Source organism: Kitasatospora sp. NPDC034023, from assembly GCF_055575795.1.
The window spans coordinates 81,365-106,579 of the sequence record NZ_JBVIRY010000022.1; the positions used below are offsets into that span (position 1 = coordinate 81,365).

Sequence of the window (25,215 nt, forward strand, 5' to 3'; positions counted from 1 at the left end):
TCAGGGCTGTTCACTTCACCACTCCGGTCATCACGGCCACGGGGACGGACAGGAAGCCGGCGGTCAGCACGAGCGCCAGGCCGTTGGCGGTCAGCTTGAGGGCCCGGTCCCGGCGGGTGTTGTTGGCGCCGAGGGTCTGCGCGGCGCTCCAGAAGCCGTGCCGGATGTGCAGGCCGAGGGCCAGCATCGCGACGACGTAGATCAGGCAGGAGTACCAGGTGCCGAACGAGGCCACGATGTTCTGGTACGGGTGGCCCTCCTCGGCGGCCGGGTTCACGGTCAGCGTGGTCAGGTCGAGGATGTGCCAGACGATGAACAGTGCCAGGATCACCCCGCCCCAGCGCATGGTCCGGGTCGCGTAGCTCGCCTGGCGGCGCTTGTGCGCGTACTTGCTCGGCCGGGCGGCGAGGTCGCGCCGGCTGAGCTGGTACGCGGAGACGCCGTGCAGCACGACGGAGGCCAGCAGGGCGAGCCGGGCGATCCACAGGAACCACGCGTGGCCCAGGAACGGCCGGCCGATGGTGCGCAGCCAGGCCGCGTAGCCGTTGATGTCGTCCGGGCCGAAGAACACCTTGAGGTTGCCCAGCATGTGCGCGACCAGGTACAGCAGCATGACCAGTCCGGTGACGGCCATGACCGCCTTCTTGCCGACGGTCGACCGCCAGAGCGTCGCCAGGGTGGACGGATGCCGGGCCGTCCGAGTCGCGGTTGTCATGGCTGCCACGGTAGGGACGGCCGCGAGGGTACGTCCAAGACATGATGCGGCTCATGACGATAGGCACCGACTATCGACGCGGCCTATCCTGGCCGGGTGCAGCTCCAACAACTCCGCTACTTCCTGGCCGTCGCCGAGACCCGCCACTTCACCCGGGCGGCCGATGCCGCGCATGTGGCACAGCCGTCCCTCTCGCAACAGATCCGGGCGCTGGAACGGGAGTTGGGTGCCGAGCTGTTCCACCGCACCCGGGGCAACATCGCACTGACCGACGCCGGGGACGCCCTGCTGCCACTGGCCCGGCGCATCCTCGCGGACACCGAGAGCGCCCGGCTGGCCGTCCAGGAGACGGTGCAGCTGCGCCGCGGCCGGGTCCGGCTGGGCGCGCCGCCGAGCCTGTGCACCAGTCTGGTGCCGGACGTGCTGCGGGTGTTCCGGGACCGCCACCCGGGCGTGGCGCTGGTGGTCCGCGAGGGCGGCTCGCGCGACCTGGTCCGCTCGCTGGCGGCGGGGGAGCTGGACCTCGCGCTGATCATCACCCCGACCAGCGGGGAGCAGACGCCCGCCCTGGCCGTCACCGAGCTGCTGCACGAGGAGCTGGTGCTGGTCTCCGCCGAGCCGCGCCCCCGCCGCAAGGTCCGGGTGACCGAGCTGCGGGGGTGGCCGCTGGTGATGTTCCGGGAGGGCTACGACCTGCGGGAGACGACCCTGGCGGCCTGCCGGGCGGCCGGCTTCGAACCGGAGTTCGCGGTGGAGGGCGGCGAGATGGACGCGGTGCTCGGCTTCGTCCGCGCCGGGCTCGGGCCCGCCGTCGTCCCCGGCATGGTCGCGGCCCGCTCCGGCCTGGCGGTCACCCCGTTCGCCGGGCCGGGCCTGGGCCGCACCATCGCCGTCGCCCACGGCCACGAGGTGCCCCCCACCCGCGCCGCCACCGCACTGCGCGCCACCCTCCTCGCCCACCTGCACACCGCCGCCGGCAGCGGCGAACTCCCCCCGGGCACCACGCTGTTGCTGCCATGACCTGGGGCCCGGGGCGCGGGGCCCGGTACGTCATCCGGTGGTCGACGGGCCGCCCGAGCGCAGGGTGAGCAGGGTGATCTCGCTCGGGGCGAAGACCCGGAAGGGCGGCCCCCAGAAGCCGGTGCCGCGGCTGGTGTACAGCTGGGTCCGCTCCCCGTGCCGGCTCAGGCCGTGCACCACCGGCTGGTCGATCCGGACGAGGAGGTTGAACGGCCAGATCTGGCCGCCGTGGGTGTGCCCGGAGACCTGCAGGTCGATCCCGGCGGCCGCCGCCTGCGGGACGTACTTGGGCTGGTGGGCGACGAGCACGACCGGCCGGTCCGGGTCGGCCCCCGCCAGCGCGCCGAGCAGGTTCGCGCGGTGCCCGGCCAGGCCGGAGGACGCCGCGGTCACGTCGTCGACCCCGGCGAGCACGAGGGTGTCCCCGCCCCGTTCCACCACGACGTGACGGTTGTGCAGCGGCTCCCAGCCCAGGTCCGCCATGCGATCCAGCCAGCCCTGGGCCTCGCTGCCGTACTCGTGGTTCCCCGTGACGTAGACCCTGGCCAGCCGCGACCGGACCGCCCCCAGCGGCGCGGACTGCTGCCGGCGCCGGGCGGGCGTGCCGTCGGCGATGTCGCCGGCGTGGACCACGACGTCCGCGTCGAGCCCGTTGACCACCTCGGTGACCCGTGCCGACCAGTCCGACCGGTCGATCGGCCCGTAGTGGGTGTCGGCCAGCACCACGACCCGCGTCCCGTCCAGACCGGCGCCGAGCCGCGGGAGGTGGACGTCCAGCCGCTTCACCCGGGGCACGCGCATCGCCTCGTAGTGCCCCCAGCCCAGCAGCCCCGCGGAGACCACCGCCACGGCCACGGCCACGGCTCTGGCCCGGTCGGCGCCGCCGACGTCGAGACCGCCCAGCACGAGGTCCGCCAGACCGCCCAGGGCCGACCAGGTGAACAGCACCCAGACCACCCCGAGGCTGGTGTCGGCGACCCGCGCGGCCCGGTCGGACTGCCGCGCCCCGTGGCCCGCGATCATCAGGAAGGGGAAGGCGACCATCCAGGCGGCGAGGACGACTGTGCCGCCGACGAACACCGGGAGCGGCCAGCCTGCGCCGGCGGCGAACAGCGTCCACCACGGCGGAAGGCACAGCACCACGAGCACGAGCACGAGGACGCCCAGCCGCCCGGCCGTCCCCCGCCGCCGCGCGCCCCGGCGCGGTGCCTCCCCGACACTCCCGACCTCGGGCCGGGCGCCGGCCATCGCGGCCTCCGCACCCCCGTCCGCGGACCGGAATTCCGCTCCCGATTTCATGGATTCCCCTGTCGTCACCGCTACCGCCCTCACATCCGCCGCGCCACCCTCGCCCCCATCATCCGCCAGGGCCCGGCCGCCGCCCCTGCCAGGGGCCGGCACCGTCAACGCCGGACCTGCCCGGGGCACGTCCGGCAGGTGTGCGGGGACGCCGAAGGCCCGGGGCGGTTGCCCCGGGCCTTCGGCGGGTGGGTGGTCAGGCGGGGAGGACGGCCTCGAGGGCGGCGATGAGCTCCGCCGCCTCCGGCTCGACCCGCGGCCGGATCCGGGCGGCCACGGTGCCGTCCGGGGAGATCAGGAACTTCTCGAAGTTCCAGGAGACGTCCCCGGCCTGGCCCTCGGCGTCGGCGACCTGGGTGAGCTGCTGGTACAGCGGGTGCCGGTCCTCGCCGTTGACGTCGATCTTCTCGAACAGCGGGAAGCTCACGCCGTACGTGGTGGAGCAGAAGGTCTGGATCTCCTCGGCGCTGCCCGGCTCCTGCCCGGCGAACTGGTTGCAGGGGAAGCCCAGCACGGTGAAGCCGCGCGCGGCGTAGCGCTCCTGGAGGCGCTCCAGCCCGGCGTACTGCGGGGTCAGGCCGCACTTGGACGCCACGTTGACGATCAGCAGGGCCTTGCCCTTGTGGTCGGCCAGCGAGGTGGGCTCGCCGGCGAGGGTGCGCAGCGGGATGTCGTACAGGCTCACGGTGGTGGTCCTTTCGGCAGGTCGGCAGCGGATTCGCGCCCGGGCACACGGTAGCGGCCCCGGACGGGTCAACCGTGCCGGCGCCGCCGGTGTTCCGGGCGCGAGGGGGCGTACGGAGCGGCTCGTACGCCCCCTCGCGACAGGTCGGAGCGCTACGTCAGAGCGCGAGCGGCTTGACGGCCGTCGGCGCGTGCTCCGGGAGGGTGGCGAGCTCCTCGAACTCGTTGACCTTGTCGATGTCGCTGCCGCTCATCGAGATGTTGGTGACCCGCTCCAGGATCGCCTCGACCACGACCGGGACGCGGAACTCGGCGGCCAGCTTCTTGGCCTCCTCGAACGCGGGCAGCAGGCCCTCCGGCTCGGTGACCCGGATCGCCTTGCAGCCCAGGCCCTCGGCGACCTTGACGTGGTCCACGCCGTAGACGCCCAGCTCCGGCGCGTTGATGTTCTCGAACTCCAGCTTGACCTGGAAGTCGATGTCGAAGTTGCGCTGCGCCTGGCGGATCAGGCCCAGGTAGGAGTTGTTGACCAGCACGTGGACGTACGGGATCCGGTGCTGGGCGCCGACCGCCAGCTCCTCGATCATGAACTGGAAGTCGTAGTCGCCGGAGAGCGCGACGACCTGGCCCTCGGGGTCGGCGGTGGCGACGCCCAGCGCGGCCGGGATGGTCCAGCCGAGCGGGCCGGCCTGGCCGCAGTTGATCCAGTGCCGCGGCTTGTAGACGTGCAGCATCTGCGCGCCGGCGATCTGGGAGAGGCCGATGGTGGTGACGTAGCGGGTCTCCGGCCCGAAGGCCCGGTTCATCTCCTCGTAGACGCGCTGCGGCTTGAGCGGCACGTTGTCGAAGTGGGTGCGGCGCTGCAGCGTGGCCTTGCGCTCCTGGGTGGAGGCGGCCCACGCGCCGCGGTCCTTGAGCTGCCCGGCGGCCTTGAGCTCCTCGGCGACCTGGACGAAGAGCTCCAGCGCGGCCTTGGCGTCGGAGGCGATGCCGAGGTCCGGGGCGAAGATCTTGCCGATCTGGGTGGGCTCGACGTCGACGTGGACGAACTTGCGGCCCGCGGTGTAGACGTCCAGGCCGCCGGTGTGGCGGTTGGCCCAGCGGTTGCCGATGCCGAGGACGAAGTCGGAGGCGAGGAAGTTCTCGTTGCCGTAGCGGTGCGAGGTCTGCAGGCCGACCATGCCGGCGTTCAGCTCGTGGTCGTCCGGGACGATGCCCCAGCCCATCAGGGTCGGGATCACCGGGACGCCGGTGAGTTCGGCGAACTCCAGCAGCAGCGCGGAGGCGTCGGCGTTGATGACGCCGCCGCCGGCCACGATCAGCGGGCGCTCCGACTCCTGGAGCAGCGCGATGGCCTTCTCGATCTGGATGCGGTTGGCGGTCGGCTTGTAGACCGGGAGCGGTTGGTAGGCCTCGGGGTCGAAGTCGATCTCGGTCAGCTGGACGTCGATCGGCAGGTCGATCAGGACCGGGCCGGGGCGCCCGGAGCGCATCAGGTGGAAGGCCTGCTGGAACATGCCGGGGACCTGCGCGGCCTCCAGCACGGTGGTCGCGGCCTTGGTGACCGGCTTGGCGATCGAGGCGATGTCGACGGCCTGGAAGTCCTCCTTGTGCAGCCGGGCGACGGGCGCCTGGCCGGTGATGCACAGGATCGGGATGGAGTCGGCGATCGCCGAGTACAGGCCGGTGATCATGTCGGTGCCGGCCGGGCCGGAGGTGCCGATGCAGACTCCGATGTTGCCGGCCTTGGCACGGGTGTAGCCCTCGGCCATGTGGGAGGCGCCCTCGACGTGCCGGGCGAGCGTGTGCCGGATCCCGCCGGAGGCCTGGAGGGCGGCGTAGAACGGGTTGATGGCGGCACCGGGCACGCCGAACGCGACCTCAACGCCTTCGAGCTTGAGGATCTCCACGGCCGCGCGGGCGGCTGTCATACGAGGCATCGGGTTTCTCCTGCGTCGGCCCGCAGTGGCTCGGAGGGCTCATCTCCTGAATTCCACCATACGGAAGAGCGGTTTCTGTATGTGGAAACAAGGTAGGGCGGGCCTCGTCGGGGCGTCAAGGGGGCTTCAACAGAATGTGTCAGTCCGCGCCCGAGGGGAATTGGCGGGTCGACCAGGAAGATTCCGTACGAACGGGCGACGATCGTGCGGGCGTACGGAGGGAAGCGATCGTTCCGCGCGGGAAAGCGTGCCCGGTGTGCAGCTCACGTGAAGGGGCGGTGACCGAGGTGGGTCCGCCCCGACCCCCTGGGTACCGTCGGTGGCACGCCGGGCCCGTGACGTCCAACTGAGGCCGCGGCAGGGGGGTTCGGGAGCGCCGGGGAGCGGGGGAAGTCCGCCGGCGGCCCCGTCCAGGACCAGCGCGCCCGGTCCGCCGCACCCGAGCGAGGGACGCACCCCCCGGCCGCACCGTGGTCCTCCGCCCTTCCTCTCCCGCCTTCCCTCGTCTCCCGCTGCGACCAACCGCTGCGGCCTTCTTCTGCTGAGACCTGCTCCCGCACGGCACCTTTCTCCCGCACGGCACCTTTCTCCCGCACGGCAACCGGCGTGCCCGCAGCGGCGGGCGCGCGGAAGGAACGTCCCCATGCGCTGCTGTACCCCTGCCCGACCCCCGGCGGTGACCGGGTGAACCGACCGCCGCACCGGAGCGAGAGCCCGCCGGGCCGCCCCCGGAAGAACGCCCCGCCGGGCCGGACCCGGCTCTCGATCGCCGCGCTGCGCGCCGTGCCCTGGCGCCGGGACCTGCCCGCCTCGCTGGTGGTGTTCCTGGTCGCCCTCCCGCTCTGCGTCGGAGTGGCCGTCGCCTCCGGCGTCCCGGCCGAGCTCGGCCTGGTCACCGGCATCGTCGGCGGCCTGGTGGTCGGCGCCCTGCCCGGCAGCAGCCTCCAGGTCAGCGGGCCCGCCGCCGGGCTGACCGTCCTGGTCGCCGACGCCGTCCGGCAGTACGGCACCGGCGCCCTCGGCCTGCTGGTGCTCGGCACCGGCCTGCTCCAGCTGGCGATGGGCGCCCTGCGGCTCGGCCGCTGGTTCCGGGCGATGTCCGCCTCGGTGGTGCACGGCATGCTGGCCGGCATCGGACTGACCCTGGTGTTCGGCCAGCTCTACGCGCTCGCCGACCGCCGCTCCCCCGCCACCGGACCGGAGAAGATCGCCGGACTGCCCGGCCTGCTGAAGGACGTCATCACCGCCGCGGCCGAACCGAGCGCGGTCGCCCTCGGCCTCGGCACCCTGCTGGTGCTGGTCGGCTGGAGGTACCTGCCGGAGCGGGTCGCCCGCGCCGTCCCCGCGCCGCTGGCCGCCGTCGGCCTCGCCGCCGCCGTCACCGCCGCCGCCGACCTGCCGGTCGCCCGGATCCGGGTGGCCGGCCTGCTCGACGTCGTCCGGCTGCCCGACCGTGACTCCCTGGGCGCGCTGGCCGGCACCGCCGGCATCGGCACGGTCGTCGCCTTCACCCTGATCGCCTCCGCCGAGACGCTGTTCAGCGCCGCCGCCGTCGACCGGATGCACCACGGCCCGCGCACCGACTACGACCGCGAACTCACCGCCCAGGGCGTCGGCAACACCGTCTGCGGCCTGCTCGGCGCGCTGCCGATGACCGCGGTGATCGTCCGCAGCGCCACCAATGTCCAGGCCGGCGCCAAGACCAAGGCCTCCCGTTTCCTGCACGGCTGCTGGCTGCTGCTGTTCACCGCGCTGCTGCCCGGTGCGCTCGGGCTCGTCCCGCTCACCGCGCTCGCCGCCGTGCTCGTCCACGCCGGCGCCAAGCTCGTGCCGCTGCGCCGGATCGTCGCGCTCTGGCGCGGCCACCGGGGCGAGGCGCTGGTGCTCGTGGTGACGGCGGTCTCGATCATCGCCACCGACCTGTTCGAGGGGGTGCTGATCGGCATCGGCCTGGCGGTGGTCAAGTCCGCCTGGCAGACCTCCCACCTGCAGATCGCGGTGGAGGAACTGGTGCTGCCGAGCGGCCAGGCGCTGCACCGGGTCCGGCTGAGCGGCAACGCCACCTTCCTGCGGCTGCCCCGGCTGCTGGACACCCTGGAACGGCTGCCGGACGACCGGCCGGTCGAGCTGGACTGGTCCGGGCTGCGCCACCTGGACCACGCCTGCACGGTCGCCCTCACCTCCTGGGCCGCCCAGCACCGGGCCCGCTCCACCGCACCGCTGGCCGTCGAACCGCCGCTGCCTTCGGTGGCCTGACGGGCTGTCCGGCTAGCCTGGTCGCCGGTTCGGGAGGGTCCGAACCGGCGACCAGTGCCGTCGACACAAGGAGCGCAGAGCCGTGATCGCAGCCTTTTCGGTGACCCCGCTGGGGATCGGCGAGGACGTGGGGGAGGCGGTCGCCGCCGCCGTCCGGGTGGTCCGCGCGAGCGGGCTCCCGAACCGGACGGACGCGATGTTCACCAGCATCGAGGGCGAGTGGGACGAGGTGATGCCGGTGATCCGGGAGGCGATCGAGGCGGTGAAGGCCCACAGCAACCGGGTGAGCACGGTCATCAAGATCGACGACCGGGCCGGGGTCACCGACGGCCTCACCGCCAAGGTCGCCTCCGTGGAACGCCACCTCGCCGAGGGTTAGCGCGTGCCCCGTTCGGCGACCGGCTCCGGCCGGCGCCGGGCACCACGCGGGAGCGGCCTCAGTCCAGGACCAGCACTGCTTCCCGCTGCACGGGGATGCCAGTGGCCTGCGCGGCCTTCGCCTCCACCGTCCACACGCCCGGCGGGGGCGAGAAGGTGGCACTGTAGCCGCCGTCGCCGTCGGGGCGCAGCCGCCGCCGCTCGACGGTCTCCCCGCCGGCCGCCGAGACGAGGCGGGCCTCCAGGAGGAGGCCGGGGTCCTCGGACACCGCGGTCACCGGCAGCGGGGTGCCGGCGGCCACAGCCTCCGGGACGTCGATGCCGAACCCGGTGCCGAGTGTCTGGTACGGGCGGTGGTCCAGCGCTTCGTATCGGTCGTACAGCTGGCGGTGGAGCATGGCGTCATTGGGCAGGGCCGTGTGCCCGAGACGGAACCAGTCGACCCGGGCGGCGTCCTCCCACTCGGGTGGCGTGGCCGACAGGCACGGCACGGTGCCGTCCCCCTGCCAGCGGTCCTGGTCCCCGAAGCGGTCCGCGTAGGTGACGGTCCCCCCGCTCACGCCGAGCGCGACGTCGGTCGGCTCCCCCTTGCCACCCGAGGCGAACACCCGGTACGCGGCGGGGCGGCCCGCCATCAGGTCGGCCGCGGCGTTCCGGCGCACCGCCTCGTCCAGCTCGCGGCGGAAGGCGAAGGCGTCGTCGACTATGGCGCTGTCGAGGTCGGGAAGGGGCACCGCGTTCAGCCGCGTCCCCGAGGCGTGGTCCGTCACGCACTGGTAGGTGGGCAGGAGTTGGTGGACGGACGGCATGGTGCGGGCAGCTGTCACGAGGGCTTCGCGCAGCCTGGTCCCGATCCCGAGGAGCTTCCTGCCGGACAGGGTCCCGGTGAGGATCCGTACGGCTTTCACCGCACCCGAGTACGGCGTTCCGATGGTCACCAGTGACCGGGCGGTCTCCCGCCCGCCCAGTACCTCGAGGTAGTAGCGGGTGACCAGGCCCCCCATGGAATGGCAGACGAAGACCACGCGGGGTTCCTCCTCGTCGCCCGCCGCCCGTCGTTCCTCGCGCCACCGCGCGAGTTCGCGGCCGGTGAACTCCTTCAGCAGGGCCGCGGAGTGCCGGTTGGACAGCCGCCAGTCGTAGGGGAACACGGCGACCCGCCCCTCGGCCAGCTCCCCCAGGTGCCGGGCCAGCTCCCGGTACGCCACGTGGGGCAGCAGCCCCGGGTAGATGCGCGGTTCCCGCAACAGGCCGGCGGGCGTCAAGGCGTACGGCCCGTCGGGCGCCTCGTCGCCCAGTCCGGGAGGCAGTGTCAGACGTTCGAAGAACCGTTCGGCGCCCAGGGCCAGTCTGCCGCCGACGCCGAACGACAGGTTCCACACGTCGCGACCGTCTCCGTCGCGCAGAACGCTTCCCATCACCCCGGGGACGAACACCACAAGATCGTGTGCCACCTGCTGATCCTCCTTCACTTCGCCGGTTCGCTGTCGGTGCCGACGTTCAGGCCGGAACGGCGCCGCCGGGCGGGGACACCGTCAGGACGTCCATGCGTTCCAGGCCCACGGACGCCACGACGAGCTCGGATCCCCCCGGCGCGGCCTGTGCCATCACCTGGTAGACGGCGAAGCCGCGATCGGGTACGCCCGGCGCGGGCCGATCCGCGTGCACGTCCCACAGGTGCAGCACGTGCGAGGCGTCGGCGGCCAGGACCACCACGCGGTTGCCCGGCAGGCTCCGGCAGACCAGGGAACGCACCGCCGTCACCGTCGTGCTCAACGGGCGCAGTTCCACGGCGCCGCGCGCCGCCTCCAGTGCCGCCGGCTGTGCGACGAAGACACCCTTGTCCGTCGCCACGGCGACATGCCTGCGCCCGTTGTCGTCGTGCGTGCCGGACAGGGCGCGGACGGGTGCACGGTCCGACGGCCTCAGCGGCACCGGGGTGCCGGGCTCCTCCCCGTCCCACAACCACACGGTGTCGCCCGCACCGGCGATCAGGAAGGAGCGGCCCAGCGGCGACTCGACGAAGGAGAGGCTGCGCACCATGTCGTTGGGCACGTGCAGGGGCGGCAGGGCCGTGGCGGACCGTACGTCCCAGCGCCGGACATGGCGGTTGTCGGCGGCGAACACCCGGACGGCCCGGCGGGCGGCCAGAGTCACGGCCCTCACCGTGCCGTCCTCACCGGGCGCGACGGGCAGGGCGGTCGCCGCGCCGGCCCCGAGCCGGCGGACCACGACGGTGGGCCCGTGCGCCGTGCTCCGCCCGGCTGCCGCCAGCCACAACGCACCCGAGGTGTCAGCGCGCAGATCCACGGCCTTGTAGGCGGCGAGCTCCGACTCGTCGTGGACGACCCGCCCCCGCAGGTCCCACACCCGCACGGCTCCCCGGGCGGCGACGACCACGGCACCCTCGCCGGGAGCGGTGCACACCAGGGCCCCGGCGTGCTCCAGGCCCGGTGCGGGCAGCCCCGTGCGGCCGCTCGGGGAGCCCGCGTCCGCGGCGGGCCCGTGCTCCCACACCCGTACCCGGCTCCCGTCGGCCACGGCCACCCGGCCGCGCAGTACCGTGACGGAGGTCGGCCGCGACCGGAGTCCGGTCAGCGGGGCGAGCTCACGGCGGGCTGCCACGTCCCACTGGCGGATCCGCCCGCCGTCCACCGCGAAGAGCAGCGGGTTCGTGGAGTCGGTCAGGGCGGCGGTCGCTCCCGAGGGGTGCCGGAGACGGGCGCTGAAGACGGACTCCGCCCGCAGCTGCCGGCCCTCCTCGTCGAGCCGCCACACGCGAACCTGCGGGCTCGACGTGGTGACCGCGGCCACCCAGGGACGGTCGCCCGCCGTGGTGACGGCGAGGCATTCCACCCGGCCGGCGTCGGAGCCGAACGCGCCGCGCCCCACGCCGACCCACGGATCCAGGGCGACCACCCCCCGCTCGCCGCCGACCAACAGGCAGGGCGAGCCCCCGACGGTGGTGACGGCCGTGGCGTACACCTCGCCCACCCGGCTCCGCCAGAACCCGAGATGCCGAAGCCGGCCCTCCCGCCAGTCCCAGACGGCCACATGGGTGCCGAAAGCGGCCGCGACGATCGCCCGGCCGGCCACGATCCCCACGGCGACGGCGCTGATGGGCGCCGCCCAGCCGAGCATGTGGACGAGTCCCGGCCCGCTCCGCGGCCAGACCAGGACGCGTTCGGCGGCTGCCGCCACCGCTGCGATCCCGCATTCGTGGGAGGGAGCGGCCAGTGCCGTCAGCCGAGGGGTCGCCGCGCCGAGTGCGGCGGGTACGTGGCCCCGTACGAGGTCGGGCCGACCACCGAGGGTGCTCCAGTGCCACAGGCGTTCGGCGGCGGCGTAGAGTCCTCCGTCCGGGCTTGCCGACACGACGAGGACGTCTCCGAACGGCAGGCCCAGGCTGCGTTCGGGGGCGGACCGCTCAGCGGTGGTCCACTCGTCCGTCCAGTGCAGGTGTGCGGCGGAACGCGCCCAGGGCATGAGTTCCGGCTGCTGACGCAGGGCCTCCGCCTGCAGCAGGGCGGCGCGTTCGTCCGGCGACCTGCGCGCCAGGTCCTCGGCGATCGGCCGGTACAGGTCCACCTCCGCCGAGGCGGCCGCGCCGGGCTGGTCGAGTTGGGCCACGAGCCGCTCGGGATCGAGCCGGACGAGCAGTTCGGCGTCCTGGAGGAGACCGGCCAGCCGACCGGCCCGGGCGGCGTGCGCGGCCGCGTACCGCGCGATGTAGGAGTTGGTGGCGCCGCGGCCTCGGTACAGCTCGTGGTGGACCTGGTGGAGCACCGCGGCCATCGTGGCGTGCGTCTCGGCGTCCGGGAGGCCGGCGGCGCGCAGCACGTGGCTGACGAGCGCCTCGTGGTTCAGCCGGAAGACCGGCTGGCCGGCCTCACCGTGCGCCACGATGTGCGCGCCGCCGAACTTGCGCATCGCGACGATGTCGTGGGCCTCGTAGTGGTGGCTCTCTCCTCGCGCCTCGGCCAGCGCCCGGGCCGCCAGGAGCCAGATCCTGTCGTCCTCCGGCAGACCGGCTCCGAAGGAGAGCGCCAGCGGGATCAGGAGTCCAAGAGCCCAGCCGGCGGCGGAGGTTGCGCCCGGTGCGGCCGTGTCCAGCGCCCGGATCTCGTGGTCCAGGGCCTCGTCCAGTCCCGAGGCCAGCACCTGCCGGAACTCCTCGTCCTCCGGTCCCACCGCCCGGTTCAGCCGCAGCAGGGCGGAGCAGTGCAGCTTCGCCACCAGGAAGGTGCCCGCGCTCCGGTGGCCCAGGGCGCGGCACACCGCGTCGAGTGTCCCCTCGGCGTCGCGGTACGGCCCTTCCGGGCCGCCGAGGCGGGCGCGCACATAGCCGAGGATGTCGTCGTCCCGGTCCGGCGCGCGGTCGAGGTCGAACCTGAGTGCGCCGTCCAGGAGCGCGGCGGCACCCCCTTCGGGCAGGGGTCGCGTGCCGATCAGGACGCGGACGGTCGGCTCGTGGGAGAGCGGGATCAGGACCTCGACGATGAGCGAGTCCAGGTGGGCCGGGTCGGTCTCGTCGAGCCCGTCGACCAGGAAGGTCGTCGACGCGGCGTCACGGCACTTCGTCAGCAGGGCGTCCATCAGCGCCCGCAGATCCGGCCAGCCGTCCCCGGGTTCCTCGAGTTGCAGGCCCTCGGCCAGCTCACGCGCGCATTCGAGGGCGCTGCGGCCGCGGCACTGGATGCCGGCGTCGATGGCGCTGAGCATCGCCCGTCGGCGGATCGGCGAAAGCCCTCTGAACTGCGGGGTGTTCGCGATGGTCATCAGGGCCAGCTGGGCGAGTAGAGCCGACTTGCCGCTGCCCGGGCCCCCGGTGACGATCAGCGCGCCGTTGCGGCCGGGTGAACCGATCCAGTCGACGAGGCGGCCGAGGTAGTTCCGCCGTCCGGTGAAGAAGCCGGCGTCGTCCTCCACGAGCAGCCCGGTGAAGCGGCTGCGCAGCATCGTCTGCACGTGGGCGTCGAGCAGCTCCTGCCGACGCGACCGGGCAGCCGTGGACAACGGCCGGGCGAGCGCGTCGTAGTACGGGTTGACGATCAGGCCGACGAGCCTGCTGCCGCCGTGGAACTGCGGGAACACCAACTCGTCGGCGAGCACACTGCTGACTGCCTCGACCACCTCGGACGCGTGCAGTGCCTGGGCGTACGGCGTCCACAGCAGCCGCTCGCGGAACTCGAAGCGGGGATCGTCGCAGACGCGGCGGAACGCGTTCAGCCAGGCGCCGAGCTGCGCCCGCTGGTCGCCGTGCACCGTGCCGAGGACGCCCACCCCGCGGAAGTCGGGTGAGCCCTTGGCGGCCGGCCGCGGGCCGAGGTGGTCGTCCTCTCGGTCGAAGAAGCCCGCGTGCACCTCGCGGGCGGCGTCCGAGGCGTGGCAGGTGTCGAGGACCACCAGGATGTCGCCGCTCGCCTGTCTGAGCAGTTCGGCCATGTCCTCGGTGGTCAGGCTGCCGTCGTACTGGTCCGGATCGAGGTCCCGGCAGGGCAGGACGACCGCCCTGCTCCGGCCCTTCTTGATCCCGTGACCGATCCAGTAGAGGATCTTCCGCCTGGCGGGCGAGGCCGCGAAGCGGCGCAGCCCCTGAAGGACCTCGTGCCTCGTGCCCGTGACGGGTGGGGCGTCGGTCGTGAAGCCCAGCCGACGCGCCAGTGAGCGGAACTCCTCGGCGTGCTCGCGGGCGCCGGGCAGGTCGAAGTGCGGGTGGTGATCGTAGGTGTCCAGGCACACCACAACGGCCTCGCCGTGGTCCCCGCCCATCCCCACTCGACCTCCCCCGTCCGTGGCAGATCATGTTGCCGCTCGTCACACCGGTGTGCAACTGTCATGTATCAGAAGCGGATTGACGGATGGGGGAACCCTTGCACGACCGGGAGCACTTCCGTATCGGGCCACTGCGCACCACCTGTTACGTCTACGAAGGGGACGGCACCCGGCCCATCAGCGAGCGGAACCTCAGGATCTACTACGAGGCCGACGATCCCGTGTTCGTGCCGGAGGAGGTGCGGCGCTGGCGCCAGGAGATCGAGGACGAGCAGCGCACCCGTGCGGTGGCGGGCCGTGACCGGCGCTGGAACCATCCGCTGTTCGCGGTGGAGACGGTGGCCGTCACCCGCAGCGACGACCGCGAGGACCCGATCGTGGAGATCAGGTTCTCGTCGGCCGACTACTTCACCTTCCTCGCCGCCCAGCAGCTGGATCGGGCCCTGGAGGACGGCGAGGGCGCGGGAAGGACGCTGCGGGAGCACTACCTGGACGGCCAGGATCCCATCCTCGTCAACGGCTTCCTCTCCGCCAGCTTCGGCGCCAATGTGGCCGTCGTGACGGGCCGCGACCAGAAGATGCTGTTCTCCCGGCGCAGCGCGACCGTCGGCATGAACGCCGGGAACTGGAACTCCTCGGCCAACGAGGGGCTGTCCGGGCGGCACGACCTCAAGGACGGGGTGCCCGACCTCTTCGGTGCCGCCCGCCGTGCCCTGCGTGAGGAGCTGGCCGTCCACGAGGACGACCGCTGCGAGCTGGAGTTGCTCTCCTTTGCGATGGACACCGAGCTGCACCAGTGGGCCGCGTTCTTCCTGGCCGTGCTGCCGGATCTCAGCGAGGAGCAGCTGCGCGACCGGTGGAGCAGGGGCATCGACGACAAGTGGGAGCACAGCGAGTTCCGCTTCGTCCCGGCCGAGCCCGACGACGTGCTGGCGTTCATGCTCAGTCCCGAGGTCCGGGGCCGTTGGACGGCCTGCGGCCCGGCCCTGTTCCACCACGGGCTGGTCCGCCTGATGACGCGGCGGCTCGGCGACGCGGGCAAGGGGCGGATAGGGGTGGAGAAGGCCATTGACCGCGCCGTGGCCGCACTCGCCGACACGGGGGGAGCAAGCGGGCCCGCCTGATCGGTGCGCCGTCTCGGCCGGCCGGGGCCGCGGCCGGCCGAAAGCAGCCGCGGCCGCCGGGGGGTTGTGCGGCTCGGGACCAGGGGCGGTCGTCCTCCCGTGCGGGTGACTTCCGCACCGTCGGGGCTGGGCTCAGGTCGTGGTGCTCGGGGCTTCGGCCGGGGCCGGTTCGGCCGGTGCGCCGGCGGCGGAGCGGCGGGTCAGGGCGCGGTCCAGGGCGTACGGGCCGGAGCCGAGCACGGCGATGGTGAGGAACGCCCAGCAGAACATGACCGAGGCCTCGCCCCCGTTCTGCAGCGGCAGCAGCGCGTGTTCCTGGTGGACGGTGAAGTAGGCGTAGGCCATGGAGCCGGAGCAGAGCAGGGCGGCCGACCGGGTGCCGGCGCCGAGCAGGACCAGGGCGCCGCCGACGAGTTGGATCAGGGCAGCCCACCAGCCGGGCCACTGGCCGAGCGGGAGGGTGCCGCCGCCCTTGGCGCCGCCCAGGACGCCGAAGAGCGAGGCGGCGCCGTGGCAGGCGAAGAGCAGGCCGACGACGATCCGAAAGGCCGTCAGCACCACGGGTCTGGCGGCCCCGGCGGCCTGGCGGGGGGTGGTGGGGAAGTGTGCGGACATGCCGGAACGCCTCCTGTGGGGAGGAGGGATGGGGCGGTAAGGCTAGCCTTGGTCTAGTCCACTTGGCAATGCCCTGTCAGATGTTCGGCGCGGGTCGGAGCTCGGCTTTTCTTGACCGATCATTCTTGAACTGGCTAGGGTGTGCGACATGGCCAGAACGAAGGAATTCGACCCGGACGCGGTACTGCAGGCGGCCCTCGAGCTGTTCTGGCAGCGCGGCTACGAGGCCACCTCGATGGCCGACCTGGTCGAGCGCCTCGGCATCGCCCGGGCCAGCATCTACGCCACCTTCGGCAGTAAGCACGAGCTCTACCTGCGGGCGCTGGAGCGGTACGCCGAGCAGACCGACCCGGTGCTGCTGGCGGAGCTGTCCCAGCCCGGTCCGGTGCTGCCGGCCGTCCGGGCGCTGGTGCGGCGGTACGCGGCGGAGTCGGCCGGGGGTCGGCGGGAGCGCGGCTGCTTCGTCATCAACACCGCCGTCGAACTCGCCCCGCACGACCCCTCGGCGGCCCGCCGGGTGGGAGCCAGCCTCGCCCACCTGGAGACGGTGCTGACCGCCGCCCTGGTGCGGGCCGAGGCGCAGGGCGAACTGCCCGCCGGGCGGGAGCCCCGGGCGCTCGCCCGGATGCTGATGGTGCTGATGCAGGGCATGCGGGTGATGGGCAAGGCCGCCGACGGCGCGGCCCGGGTGGGGGACGCCGCCGAGCAGGCGCTGACGCTGCTGGACCCGAGGTGACGGCCGGCGACTGGCGACCGGCGGCCGAGGCCTGACCGGTCGCGTCCCCTGCTGTCCATAATCTGGACCGAACGGTCTTTATAGAGAAGGGGGGTTCTCATGAGTGCCGCTACGGCGGGTCGGTTCGGATTCGCACTGCTGGGCGTCGTACAGGCGGTGCTGATCTTCACGATCACGATCCTCACCGTTCCGCTGCCACTGGTGGCCCGGGAGTTCGGGCTCGGCCCGTCCGGAGTGCTGCTGCTCAGCGCCTCCTACGGGCTCACCTTCAGCTCCCTGCTCCTCCTCGGCGGTCGGCTGGCCGACCGTCACGGCGGGCGCCGGATCCTCCGAGCGGGCCTGCTCCTGCTCGGCGCCGCCTCGATCGCCTGCGCCCTCGCGCCCGGCTACCCCGTCCTGCTCGCGAGCCGCCTCGTCCAGGGCGCCGGCGCGGCCCTCACCGCCCCGGCGGCGGTCGCGGTGGTCCGCGTCCTCCACCCCGAACCCGCCGCCTACCGACGGGCGATGGCCACCTGGGGCGGCCTGTCGGTGCTCGGCGCCACCGTCGGCAGTGTGCTGTCCGGCGCGGTCGCCGCCGCGGTCTCCTGGCGCTGGCTGTTCGCGGTGCCCGTCCTGGTCGCCCTCACCGGACTCGCCCGCTCCGGCACGCTGCCCGCCGCCACCCCCGCCGGGCGCCGCCCGGCCCTGGACCTGCGCGGCGCGGCCCTCGCCACCGCCGGTGTCTGCGCGGCGAGCTACGCCCTGGTCGCGTCCACCGAGCGCGGCTGGGCCGACCCCGAGGTGTACGGGCCACTGCTCGCCGGACTCGCCCTGCTGCTCGCCTTCGCCGCCGCCGAACGCCGCACCGCCGACCCGCTGCTGCCGCCCGGTTTCCTGGCCGACCGGCGCCGCGCCGTCGCGCTCGCCGCCGTCATGGTGACCGCCGCCGGCACCACGCTGACCTTCGTCCTGCTCTCGCTTTACCTCCAGCAGCAGCGCGGCTGGAGCGCCGCCGCCACCTCCGCGGCCTTCCTGCCGTACGCGGCCGCCCTGCTGCTGTCCGGCCGCCTGGCCGGCCCGCTGACCGTCCGGTACGGCCCGGCGTCGGTCACCGCCGGCGGGCTCGCCGTGGCGGGTGCCGGACTCGCCCTGCTCGCGGGCCTCGCTCCCGGCAGCGGGTACACCCTCGGGCTGCTGCCCGGACTGCTCCTGCTGCCCGCCGGAGCCGCCGCGGCCTTCGCCGGAGCGGCCGTCCTCGCCACCGGCGGGGTGGCCCCCGAGCGGACCGGCCTGGCCGCGGGCGTGTACAACACGGCCATGGAGCTCGGCCCCACCGCCGGGTTGGCCGCCCTGATGGCGCTCGCCGCCACCCGCGCGAGCGTCGTCGGCGGATACGCCACGGCCTTCGCGGCGGCCGCCGCCGGGCTGGCACTCACCGCCGTCGCGGTCGCCGCCCTGTCCCGAACCACCAGCGCGCCGGAACCAAGCACCACCGCACCGGATCGCATCACCACCGGACCGGAACCAAGCACCACCGCGCCGGAGCCAAGCACCAGCGCGCCGGAGCCAAGCACCACCGCACCGGAGCCAAGCACCACCGCACCGGAACGAACCAGCACCGCGTCAGAACGCACCACTCGGATCAAGGAGTTCACCTCATGACCACGCGTTTCGCCGACAAGTCCGTCCTCGTCACCGGTGGCGGCAGCGGCATCGGACGGGCCATCGCGCTCGCCTTCGCCCAGGAGGGCGCCCGGGTCGCGGTCGCCGGCCGCTCCGCGGGCCCGCTCGCCGAGACCGTCGAGCTGATCGAGCAAGCCGGCGGCAAGGCGGTCGCGCTGACCGGCGACGTGACGAACAGTGAGGACGCCGCTCGGCTGGTCCGCGAGACGGTCGAGCGGTTCGGCGGGCTGGACGTCGCCGTCAACAACGCCGGGGTGCTCGGCGCCCTCGGCCCGGTCGCCGACATCGACGAGGCCGAGTGGCAGCGGGTGATCGACATCAACGTCACCGGCACGCTGCTCGCGATGCAGCACCAGATCGGCCACCTGCGGGCCCACGGCGGCGGCGCGATCGTCAACGTCTCCTCCAATGTCGGTGCCCACCGGCGGATCGCCGGCATCGGCGCCTACGCCGCCAGCAAGGCCGCCGTCACCGCACTGACCCGCGCCGCCGCCCTCGACCACATCGCCGAGGGCGTGCGGATCAACCTGGTGAGCCCCGGCCCGGTGGACACCCCCATGTCCTCCCGCCCCGGCGAGAGCGCCGCCGACAAGGGTGAGCGGATGAAGGCCCAGGTCCCGCTCGGCCGGGCCGGCGCGGTCGAGGAGATCGCCGCCGCCGTGCTCTACCTCGCCTCGCCCGAGGCGGGCTACACCGTCGGCGCCGACCTGGTGCTGGACGGCGGCGCCACCGCCTGACCGCCGCCGGGCCTACTCGCCCAGCCAGTCCCCGGGCACCGCCTCGTACAGCGCCTCCAGCGCCTGCGGGGTGCGTGCCCGGGCCGTCATCCAGGCGTCCTCGACCACCCCGACCAGCACGTCCGGCCCCTGGTACCAGCGGCAGTTCCGGCCGAGTGCGGGCAACTCGCGGAAACCGGCGGGAAGTTCGTCCTCCGACTCGATGACGTCGGTCAGCTCGTGGTCCTCCAGTAGCTTCTCCGTCATCGCCATCACCGCGGCCGCCGTCGAGAAGCGCTCCTCCCAGGGCTCCCACCGCTCCGCCGACTTGTCGGCGAGGTCCGGCCGGATCACCGTCGGCGGGTCCTTGTGGTCGAGGCTGTCGCGGTCGGCGCCCTCCTGCTCGTGGCCGACGCCCTCCTGCTCGACGCCCTCCCGCTCGTGGCCGACGCCCTCCCGCTCGACGTCCTCCCGCTCGAGGTCGGTCAGCAGCACGCCCCAGTGCGCGCAGCCCTGGTTCTCCGCCCGGTAGACCAGCGCCCCATCGAGTACGAACAGTTCGTCCGGCGTCAGCAGCACGTCCTGGTTGCTGGTCAGGTCCGCCCGCCGGCCGAACAGCCGGTACGCCTCGCGCAGCGCCGTCGGCAGCCGCAGGCCCAGCCGCTGTTCGGCGGCGTCGAGTTCGGCGTCCGAGAAGCCGTCGTCCGGCCCGAGTGGCTCGCCCCAGTACGCGGCGAAGCCCCTGACGAGTGCCCAGGAGCCCGCGCGGCAGCGCAAACTTTCGGCCATTGCGGCCCGTATGTCGAATTCCGTTTCGTCCACCCGCGCACCGTACGACACCCCTCCGACAACGCGGTGAACCGCTCAACCGCCGTCCGGGAGCCCGTCCGGGCACGACCGGCCGAATCTGACGCGAACGCGTAATCCGGGTGACACCCGTTGATCACCACGAGGTTCCCGCCGCGTCGTGTGGGCAAGACACGGTTTCGGCCGGAACCGACATCACGAAAGGCGGACGCGCACCGCATGCCGACCGCACCGCACACCGCGCCCCGGGTGGGCCGCCGAAGCCGCTGGGGAGAACACGGGCTCGCCTGGGCCTTCCTGCTGCCCTCCCTGGTGGTCTTCGTCCTCTTCATCGGCTACCCGCTGGGACGGACGATCTACCTGAGCGGGCACGCCAACGACCTCTTCGGCGCGCCCTCCCGCTTCGTCGGGACGAAGCACTACACCGACCTGCTGACCTCGGCGGACTTCCGCCGCACCCTCGTCACCACGGGGCTGTTCACCGTGCTCACCGTGGTGCCCGGGGTGCTCGGCGCGCTGGCGCTGGTGCTGCTCCTGGAGAACCGGATCCGGGGCGTGCGACTGCTGCGCTCCGCCTTCGCGCTGCCCTTCGCCTTCTCGGTGGCCAGCGCGTCGGTGGTCTTCGCGGTGTTCTTCAACCCGGCCAGCGGGGTGCTCAACGGCCTGCTCTCGCACGTCGGCCTCGGCCCGATCGGCTGGCTGACCGACTCCCGGTACGCGCTGGTGTCGGTGGCCGTCACCACGGTCTGGATGAACCTCGGCTACAACGTGCTGGTGCTGTCCGCCGGCATCGGCTCGATCCCGGGCGAGATCGTGGAGGCGGCCCGCATCGACGGCGCGTCGGGCCTGCGGCTGGCCCGCTCGATCACCATCCCGATGCTCGGCCCGAACCTGTTCTTCCTGACCGTGGTCTCCACCGTCCACGCGCTGCAGAGCTTCGGCCAGATCCACATCCTCACCAAGGGCGGGCCGGACGGCTCCACCCGGACCCTCGTCTACTCCGTCTACGAGAAGGCCTTCGCCTACGGCTCCAGCGACTTCGGCACCGCGAGCGCCCAGGCCGTGGTGCTGCTCGTGGTCGTCCTCGCCTGCACGGCCGTCCAGTTCGGCGTCCTGGAGCGGAAGGTGCACTACGCATGACCACCATCGCCACCGGAGCCGAGGCGCCCGAGGCGTCGAAGGCGCCCCGCCCGCGCACCCGCCCCCTCGCCGGGCGCTCCCCGCGCGACCTGCTCGGCCGCGCCGCGGTCTACCTACTGCTCGCCGTCGCCGTCGTCACCGTGGCCTTCCCGGTGTACTACGCGATCGCCGGCGCCTTCATGGGCCCGTCCGAACTCTCCTCGTACCCGCCCGCGCTGGTACCGCACTCGGTCACCGGACGGAACTTCTCCGGCGCCGTGGACGCGATCCCGCTGGCCCGCCAGTACGCCAACTCGGCGATCGTGGCCACCGCCATCACCCTCGCCCAGCTGTTCACCTCGATCCTGGCCGCGTACGCCTTCGTCTTCCTGCCGCTGAAGGCCCGGGCCGCGGTGTTCGGGGTGTTCCTGGCGACGCTGATGGTCCCGTGGGAGGCCATCATCATCCCCAACTACCTGACGCTGTCCGGCTGGGGTCTCGGCAACACCTACTTCGGCCTGGTGCTACCCTTCCTGGCCTCCGGCTTCGGCACCTTCATGCTGCGCCAGGCCTTCCGCCAGCTGCCCGGCGAACTGCGCGACGCCGCCCGGATCGACGGCGCCGGCCACTGGCGGTTCCTGTGGCGGATCGTCGTCCCGCTCAACAAGCCCGCGCTCGCGGCGCTGTCGATCTACGTCTTCCTCTCCGCCTGGAACCAGTACTTCTGGCCGCTGATCATCACCCGCACGGCGAACATGCAGACCCTGCAGATCGGCCTCACCTCGCTGCGCGACTCCGAGATGGCCGACCCCGGGCTGATCCTGGCCGGCGTCGTGCTCTCCCTGCTGCCCACCCTCGCCCTGGTGGTCTTCGGCCAGCGCTTCATCGTCCGCGGCCTCACCGCGGGCGCGGTGCGCTGACCCTCCGTCCCGCGCACGTCCGTCCTGCCCGCGTCCGTCCCGCCCGCGTCCGTCCTGCCCGCGTCCGTCCTGTCGACGTGCGCCCCCTCCTACCAGAGAGAGAACCCTCGTGAAGAAGAGTGCACGCGCGCTCGCGGCCCTGCTGGTGGCCGGCCTGTCCCTGACCGCCTGCAGTTCCTCCGGTGGCTCCGGCTCCGGCGGCTCCAACGACGCCGCCGCGCCCGGCGCCCAGGCCCTCGACCAGGCCTCCGGCGTCACCAGCGTCGAGTTCTGGCACTCGATGACCGGCAAGAACGCCGAGGTGCTCACCGGGCTGGTCGACCAGTTCAACGCCGCGCACCAGGGCAAGATCGAGGTCAAGGCGCAGTTCCAGGGCAAGTACGACGAGCTGGTCACCAAGTACAAGGCCTCGGTGCAGCAGAAGGGCACGCCCGCCCTGGTGCAGGTCTACGACATCGGCACCCGGTTCATGATCGACTCCAAGCAGACCGTCCCCGCCCAGGCCTTCGCCGACAAGGACGGCTACGCGCTGGACGACCTGGACGCCAACATCCGCAACTACTACTCGGTCGGCGGCAAGCTCCAGTCGATGCCGTTCAACTCCTCGATGCCGCTGCTCTACCTGAACACCGACGCCTTCAAGGAGGCCGGCCTCGACCCGGCCCAGCCGCCCAAGGACCTCAACGAGCTGGGCGAGCTGGCGAAGAAGCTGACCAAGAAGGACGCCGACGGCAAGACCGTCCGCTACGGTTTCGGCGCCGCCATCTACGGCTGGTTCGTCGAGCAGCTGCTGGCCGAGTCCGGCTCCATGTACTGCGACAACGACAACGGCCGCAGCAACAAGGCCGGCAAGGTCGTGTTCGACTCCGCGCAGGGCGCCCGGATCGTCCAGTGGTGGGCCGACCTGGTCAAGGGCGGCTACGCGGCCAACACCGGCCGCACCACCGACGACGCCCAGGCCGCCTTCAAGGCCGGCACCGTCGCGATGCACCTGGAGTCCACCGGCGTGCTGCGCGGCTACACCGAGGCGGCGAAGTTCGGCGTCGGCACCGCGGCCTTCCCGAAGGTCACCGCCGCCGACCAGGGCGGCCCGGCGATCGGCGGCGCCTCGCTGTGGATCAGCGGCCCCGGCCACTCGGACGCCGAGAAGCGCGCCGCCTGGGAGTTCGAGAAGTTCGTGACGGCTCCCGAGCAGCAGGCCGTCTGGCACACCGGCACCGGCTACTTCCCGGTCAACACGAAGTCCCTGGACGACCCCAAGGACAAGGAGTGGGTGGCCAAGTACCCGCAGTTCCAGACCGCGATCGACCAGCTGAAGACCACCAAGCCCACCCCGGCCACCGCCGGCTGCCTGCTCGGCGTGATGCCGCAGGCCCGCAAGGGCGTGGAGACCGCGATCGAGCAGGCCATCTCGGGCAGCAAGTCGGCCCAGCAGGCGCTGGCCGACGCGGCCAAGGAGCTGCAGCCGGCGATCGAGAGCTACAACAGCTCGGTCGGCTGAACCAGCACCAAGGCCACGGCCAGGACGACGGCCCGCCCCGCGCACCACGCGCCGGGCGGGCCGTCGTCCGTCATGCCGAGAGCGCCTCGCCGTGCTCGCCGTCCGCCGGCACCGCGCAGGCGGAGGCGAGCTCGTCGAGCGACAGGTCGAGCGCGAAGGCCAGCGCCGCGATGGTGAAGAACGACGGGGTCGGCGCCCGCCCCGTCTCGATCTTGCGCAGCGTTTCCGCCGAGACACCGGCCACCGCCGCCACCTCGACCATGCTGCGCTCACCACGCGCTTCGCGCAGCAGCGCCCCGAAGCGCTCCCCACGCGCGTGCTCCCACGGGGTCAGCGGAGTCCTCACCATGCCCCAGAGTCTAGGGCCTGTGGCTCGGACTCCGGCCCGTGGCCGGACGACGGGGGCTCGAAGACGGACCCTAGGGCTTCGGCGCGGTGGAGTCGGCGGGCCAGTTGGGGAGGTCGGCCGGGCCGCCCGGCCGGTCGCGGTTCAGGGCCAGGCAGAGGATGACGACGGTGGTGTTGCGCTCCTCGGAGTAGGAGCCGAAGACGTCATCCGCCTCGGAGTCGCACGCGGCCTGGGCGCCACCGTCGTGGACGACCTTGGTGACCTTGTAGTCGGCGGTGGGCTTGGTGCAGGTCACGAGCTCCATCTTCGGCTTGGAACCGTGGCCGATGTCGTGCACGCAGTCCCCGGCCTGGGCGGCTTCCGGCTCGGACTTGCTGGCGAAGTTGGCGACGATCAGGCCGCCCGTGATCAGCGCGACCAGGAGGAGCGGGCCTCCCACGCGGCGGGTGATCCGGCGGAGCCGCGAGGGCTCGGCGGGGGCGGGGAGCTCGGCCGGGGCGGGGAGTTCGGCGCCCTCGGGCTGCTGGGGGAGCGGCTCGGCAGGCTGGGGGGTCTCGTCGACGGGGGCGGTCGGCGGGGTCGTCACGTGGGTTCCTCATGGTCAGATCATCGGATTGCGCGGCCGAACACTAGCGGATCGCGAGCCACCCGATCGCCACATATTCCCTGGCAGGCCGTCTGCGGCCGCCGCCCCGCCCCGCCGCCGGCTTCCTCGCGGCACGTGCCGGGTGGATGCTCGTCCACCATCGACCGTGATACAAATACCGGTATAAGAATTGGATCCAGGGGAGTGGTTCACCATGGTCGAAATCAAGTCGGACGCCGCCCTCGAGGCGATGCGCGAGGCCGGGCGGGTGGTGGCGGACGCGCTGGCCGCCGTGCGGGAGACGGCGGCAGTCGGCGTCAGCCTGCTGGAGCTGGACGAGGTCGCACGGGGCGTACTGAACGCGGCCGGGGCGAGTTCGCCGTTCCTCGGCTACCGTCCGTCCTTCGCGCCCGTCCCGTTCCCCGCCGTCATCTGCGCCTCCGTCAACGACGCCGTCGTGCACGGCATCCCGAACGGCTACCGGCTGTGCGACGGCGACCTGGTGAGCATCGACTGCGGTGCGGTGCTGGACGGTTGGGCCGGCGACTCCGCCGTCAGCTTCACCGTCGGCACCGCCCGCCCCGAGGACACCGCGCTGATCGACGCCACCCGGCGCGCCCTGGACGCCGGCATCGCCGCCGCCGTGGTCGGCAACCGGACCGGCGACATCTCCCACGCCATCGGCCGCGTCATCCGAGGCGGACGGTTCGGCACGCCGGAGGGCTTCGGCGGGCACGGCATCGGCCGCCGCATGCACGAGGACCCGCATGTGTCCAACGTCGGCCGCCCGGGCCGGGGTTACCCGTTGCGGCCGGGCCTGGTGCTGGCCATCGAGCCGATGCTGATCGCCGGCGGCCGGGACGACTACGACACCGACCCGGACGGCTGGACCCTGCGCACCACCGACGGCACGCGCGCCGCCCACATCGAGCACACCGTCGCCATCACCGAGGACGGCCCGCGCATCCTCACCCTGCGCTGAGTCCTCACGACCCCTCGCCGCGTCGAACACG

The 25,215-nt window shown here is 73.0% G+C and carries 21 protein-coding genes; 11 read left to right on the plus strand and 10 right to left on the minus strand.

The genetic code is table 11. From position 1 onward, the window contains the following. Positions 1-10 precede the first annotated feature (10 nt). Positions 11-715 (minus strand): succinate dehydrogenase cytochrome b subunit, encoded by a 705-nt coding sequence (locus ACZ52R_RS26865; RefSeq protein WP_465754307.1) that lies wholly within the window; start codon positions 713-715, stop codon positions 11-13. Between the two features lie 96 nt (positions 716-811). Between ACZ52R_RS26865 and ACZ52R_RS26870 the strand changes: the two genes are divergently transcribed. Continuing rightward, positions 812-1,735: a LysR family transcriptional regulator gene (locus ACZ52R_RS26870; protein WP_465754308.1), complete on the plus strand. Its 924-nt coding sequence runs from the start codon at positions 812-814 to the stop codon at positions 1,733-1,735. Positions 1,736-1,765: 30 nt separating this feature from the next. Here the strand turns inward: ACZ52R_RS26870 and ACZ52R_RS26875 are convergent, their stop codons facing one another. From ACZ52R_RS26875 to gcl, 3 genes are all read right to left on the minus strand, one after another. After that, positions 1,766-2,983 carry a metallophosphoesterase gene (locus ACZ52R_RS26875; RefSeq protein WP_465754336.1) on the minus strand — a complete coding sequence of 406 codons (1,218 nt, stop codon included), beginning with the start codon at positions 2,981-2,983 and terminating at the stop codon, positions 1,766-1,768. 247 nt (positions 2,984-3,230) lie between these two features. Beyond that, the gene (locus ACZ52R_RS26880; protein WP_360491506.1) at positions 3,231-3,719 is read right to left on the minus strand and encodes a glutathione peroxidase; all 489 of its coding nucleotides are present in this window, start codon (positions 3,717-3,719) and stop codon (positions 3,231-3,233) included. A 157-nt stretch (positions 3,720-3,876) separates the two neighbouring features. After that, positions 3,877-5,649 carry a glyoxylate carboligase gene (gene gcl / locus ACZ52R_RS26885; RefSeq protein WP_465619242.1) on the minus strand — a complete coding sequence of 591 codons (1,773 nt, stop codon included), beginning with the start codon at positions 5,647-5,649 and terminating at the stop codon, positions 3,877-3,879. Between the two features lie 774 nt (positions 5,650-6,423). Here gcl and ACZ52R_RS26890 point away from each other — a divergent pair. Both ACZ52R_RS26890 and ACZ52R_RS26895 read left to right on the plus strand, forming a co-directional pair. Further along, a complete protein-coding gene (locus tag ACZ52R_RS26890; RefSeq protein WP_465663286.1) occupies positions 6,424-7,914 on the plus strand; it encodes a SulP family inorganic anion transporter in 1,491 nt (496 codons plus the stop codon). Between the two features lie 82 nt (positions 7,915-7,996). Next, on the plus strand, positions 7,997-8,293 hold the full coding sequence (locus ACZ52R_RS26895) for an MTH1187 family thiamine-binding protein (protein ID WP_360491503.1): 297 nt from the start codon (positions 7,997-7,999) through the stop codon (positions 8,291-8,293). Positions 8,294-8,351: 58 nt separating this feature from the next. Here ACZ52R_RS26895 and ACZ52R_RS26900 read toward each other — a convergent pair whose 3' ends face one another. Together ACZ52R_RS26900 and ACZ52R_RS26905 are read right to left on the minus strand one after the other, a co-directional pair. Next, on the minus strand, positions 8,352-9,746 hold the full coding sequence (locus ACZ52R_RS26900) for a lipase family alpha/beta hydrolase (RefSeq protein ID WP_465663248.1): 1,395 nt from the start codon (positions 9,744-9,746) through the stop codon (positions 8,352-8,354). A 46-nt stretch (positions 9,747-9,792) separates the two neighbouring features. After that, the gene (locus ACZ52R_RS26905) at positions 9,793-14,064 is read right to left on the minus strand and encodes a hypothetical protein (protein ID WP_465754309.1); all 4,272 of its coding nucleotides are present in this window, start codon (positions 14,062-14,064) and stop codon (positions 9,793-9,795) included. Between the two features lie 89 nt (positions 14,065-14,153). Between ACZ52R_RS26905 and ACZ52R_RS26910 the strand changes: the two genes are divergently transcribed. Beyond that, complete coding sequence (locus ACZ52R_RS26910; protein ID WP_360491494.1) at positions 14,154-15,191, plus strand: translation initiation factor 2; 1,038 nt, start codon at positions 14,154-14,156, stop codon at positions 15,189-15,191. 132 nt (positions 15,192-15,323) lie between these two features. On the opposite strand, the gene ACZ52R_RS26915 is transcribed toward ACZ52R_RS26910, so the two are convergent. Continuing rightward, the gene (locus tag ACZ52R_RS26915; protein WP_465754310.1) at positions 15,324-15,806 is read right to left on the minus strand and encodes a DoxX family protein; all 483 of its coding nucleotides are present in this window, start codon (positions 15,804-15,806) and stop codon (positions 15,324-15,326) included. Positions 15,807-15,954: 148 nt separating this feature from the next. Between ACZ52R_RS26915 and ACZ52R_RS26920 the strand changes: the two genes are divergently transcribed. From ACZ52R_RS26920 to ACZ52R_RS26930, 3 genes are all read left to right on the plus strand, one after another. Then, on the plus strand, positions 15,955-16,542 hold the full coding sequence (locus ACZ52R_RS26920) for a TetR/AcrR family transcriptional regulator (RefSeq protein ID WP_465754311.1): 588 nt from the start codon (positions 15,955-15,957) through the stop codon (positions 16,540-16,542). A gap of 99 nt (positions 16,543-16,641) precedes the next feature. Beyond that, on the plus strand, positions 16,642-18,183 hold the full coding sequence (locus ACZ52R_RS26925; protein ID WP_465754312.1) for an MFS transporter: 1,542 nt from the start codon (positions 16,642-16,644) through the stop codon (positions 18,181-18,183). Beyond that, positions 18,180-18,941, plus strand: a complete 762-nt coding sequence (locus ACZ52R_RS26930) for an SDR family NAD(P)-dependent oxidoreductase (protein WP_465619118.1) — start codon at positions 18,180-18,182, stop codon at positions 18,939-18,941. Before ACZ52R_RS26925 ends, ACZ52R_RS26930 begins: the two co-directional genes overlap by 4 nt. Positions 18,942-18,953: 12 nt before the next feature. On the opposite strand, the gene ACZ52R_RS26935 is transcribed toward ACZ52R_RS26930, so the two are convergent. Further along, positions 18,954-19,709, minus strand: a complete 756-nt coding sequence (locus tag ACZ52R_RS26935; RefSeq protein WP_465663251.1) for an SMI1/KNR4 family protein — start codon at positions 19,707-19,709, stop codon at positions 18,954-18,956. 237 nt (positions 19,710-19,946) lie between these two features. On the opposite strand from ACZ52R_RS26935, the gene ACZ52R_RS26940 reads away from it, so the two are divergent. The 3 genes from ACZ52R_RS26940 to ACZ52R_RS26950 all read left to right on the plus strand — a co-directional run bounded on the left by ACZ52R_RS26940 (position 19,947) and on the right by ACZ52R_RS26950 (position 23,267). Then, positions 19,947-20,867, plus strand: coding sequence for a carbohydrate ABC transporter permease (locus ACZ52R_RS26940; protein ID WP_465619122.1), 921 nt, complete (start codon positions 19,947-19,949; stop codon positions 20,865-20,867). Beyond that, positions 20,864-21,766 (plus strand): carbohydrate ABC transporter permease, encoded by a 903-nt coding sequence (locus ACZ52R_RS26945; RefSeq protein ID WP_465619124.1) that lies wholly within the window; start codon positions 20,864-20,866, stop codon positions 21,764-21,766. The genes ACZ52R_RS26940 and ACZ52R_RS26945 overlap by 4 nt, the downstream gene beginning before the upstream one ends. A gap of 109 nt (positions 21,767-21,875) precedes the next feature. Further along, positions 21,876-23,267 (plus strand): ABC transporter substrate-binding protein, encoded by a 1,392-nt coding sequence (locus ACZ52R_RS26950; protein ID WP_465619126.1) that lies wholly within the window; start codon positions 21,876-21,878, stop codon positions 23,265-23,267. 70 nt (positions 23,268-23,337) lie between these two features. Here ACZ52R_RS26950 and ACZ52R_RS26955 read toward each other — a convergent pair whose 3' ends face one another. Both ACZ52R_RS26955 and ACZ52R_RS26960 read right to left on the minus strand, forming a co-directional pair. Next, entirely contained in the window at positions 23,338-23,616 is a 279-nt protein-coding gene (locus ACZ52R_RS26955) for a helix-turn-helix domain-containing protein (protein WP_360491467.1), read from the minus strand. A 70-nt stretch (positions 23,617-23,686) separates the two neighbouring features. Then, the gene (locus ACZ52R_RS26960) at positions 23,687-24,202 is read right to left on the minus strand and encodes an LppU/SCO3897 family protein (RefSeq protein WP_465619129.1); all 516 of its coding nucleotides are present in this window, start codon (positions 24,200-24,202) and stop codon (positions 23,687-23,689) included. Positions 24,203-24,416: 214 nt separating this feature from the next. Between ACZ52R_RS26960 and map the strand changes: the two genes are divergently transcribed. After that, on the plus strand, positions 24,417-25,184 hold the full coding sequence (map, locus tag ACZ52R_RS26965) for a type I methionyl aminopeptidase (RefSeq protein WP_465619131.1): 768 nt from the start codon (positions 24,417-24,419) through the stop codon (positions 25,182-25,184). Positions 25,185-25,215: the final 31 nt, after the last annotated feature.

Excerpts from the sequence above, each read along its gene's own strand:
- ACZ52R_RS26935 (WP_465663251.1), bottom strand. The coding sequence starts at position 19,709 with ATGGCCGAAAGTTTGCGCTGCCGCGCGGGCTCCTGGGCACTCGTCAGG.
- ACZ52R_RS26945 (WP_465619124.1), top strand. The coding sequence starts at position 20,864 with ATGACCACCATCGCCACCGGAGCCGAGGCGCCCGAGGCGTCGAAGGCG.
- ACZ52R_RS26930 (WP_465619118.1), top strand. The coding sequence starts at position 18,180 with ATGACCACGCGTTTCGCCGACAAGTCCGTCCTCGTCACCGGTGGCGGC.
- ACZ52R_RS26915 (WP_465754310.1), bottom strand. The coding sequence starts at position 15,806 with ATGTCCGCACACTTCCCCACCACCCCCCGCCAGGCCGCCGGGGCCGCC.
- ACZ52R_RS26940 (WP_465619122.1), top strand. The coding sequence starts at position 19,947 with ATGCCGACCGCACCGCACACCGCGCCCCGGGTGGGCCGCCGAAGCCGC.
- ACZ52R_RS26905 (WP_465754309.1), bottom strand. The coding sequence starts at position 14,064 with ATGGGCGGGGACCACGGCGAGGCCGTTGTGGTGTGCCTGGACACCTAC.
- ACZ52R_RS26910 (WP_360491494.1), top strand. The coding sequence starts at position 14,154 with ATGGGGGAACCCTTGCACGACCGGGAGCACTTCCGTATCGGGCCACTG.
- ACZ52R_RS26955 (WP_360491467.1), bottom strand. The coding sequence starts at position 23,616 with ATGGTGAGGACTCCGCTGACCCCGTGGGAGCACGCGCGTGGGGAGCGC.
- ACZ52R_RS26865 (WP_465754307.1), bottom strand. The coding sequence starts at position 715 with ATGACAACCGCGACTCGGACGGCCCGGCATCCGTCCACCCTGGCGACG.
- gcl (WP_465619242.1), bottom strand. The coding sequence starts at position 5,649 with ATGACAGCCGCCCGCGCGGCCGTGGAGATCCTCAAGCTCGAAGGCGTT.
- map (WP_465619131.1), top strand. The coding sequence starts at position 24,417 with ATGGTCGAAATCAAGTCGGACGCCGCCCTCGAGGCGATGCGCGAGGCC.
- ACZ52R_RS26925 (WP_465754312.1), top strand. The coding sequence starts at position 16,642 with ATGAGTGCCGCTACGGCGGGTCGGTTCGGATTCGCACTGCTGGGCGTC.
- ACZ52R_RS26920 (WP_465754311.1), top strand. The coding sequence starts at position 15,955 with ATGGCCAGAACGAAGGAATTCGACCCGGACGCGGTACTGCAGGCGGCC.
- ACZ52R_RS26875 (WP_465754336.1), bottom strand. The coding sequence starts at position 2,983 with ATGGCCGGCGCCCGGCCCGAGGTCGGGAGTGTCGGGGAGGCACCGCGC.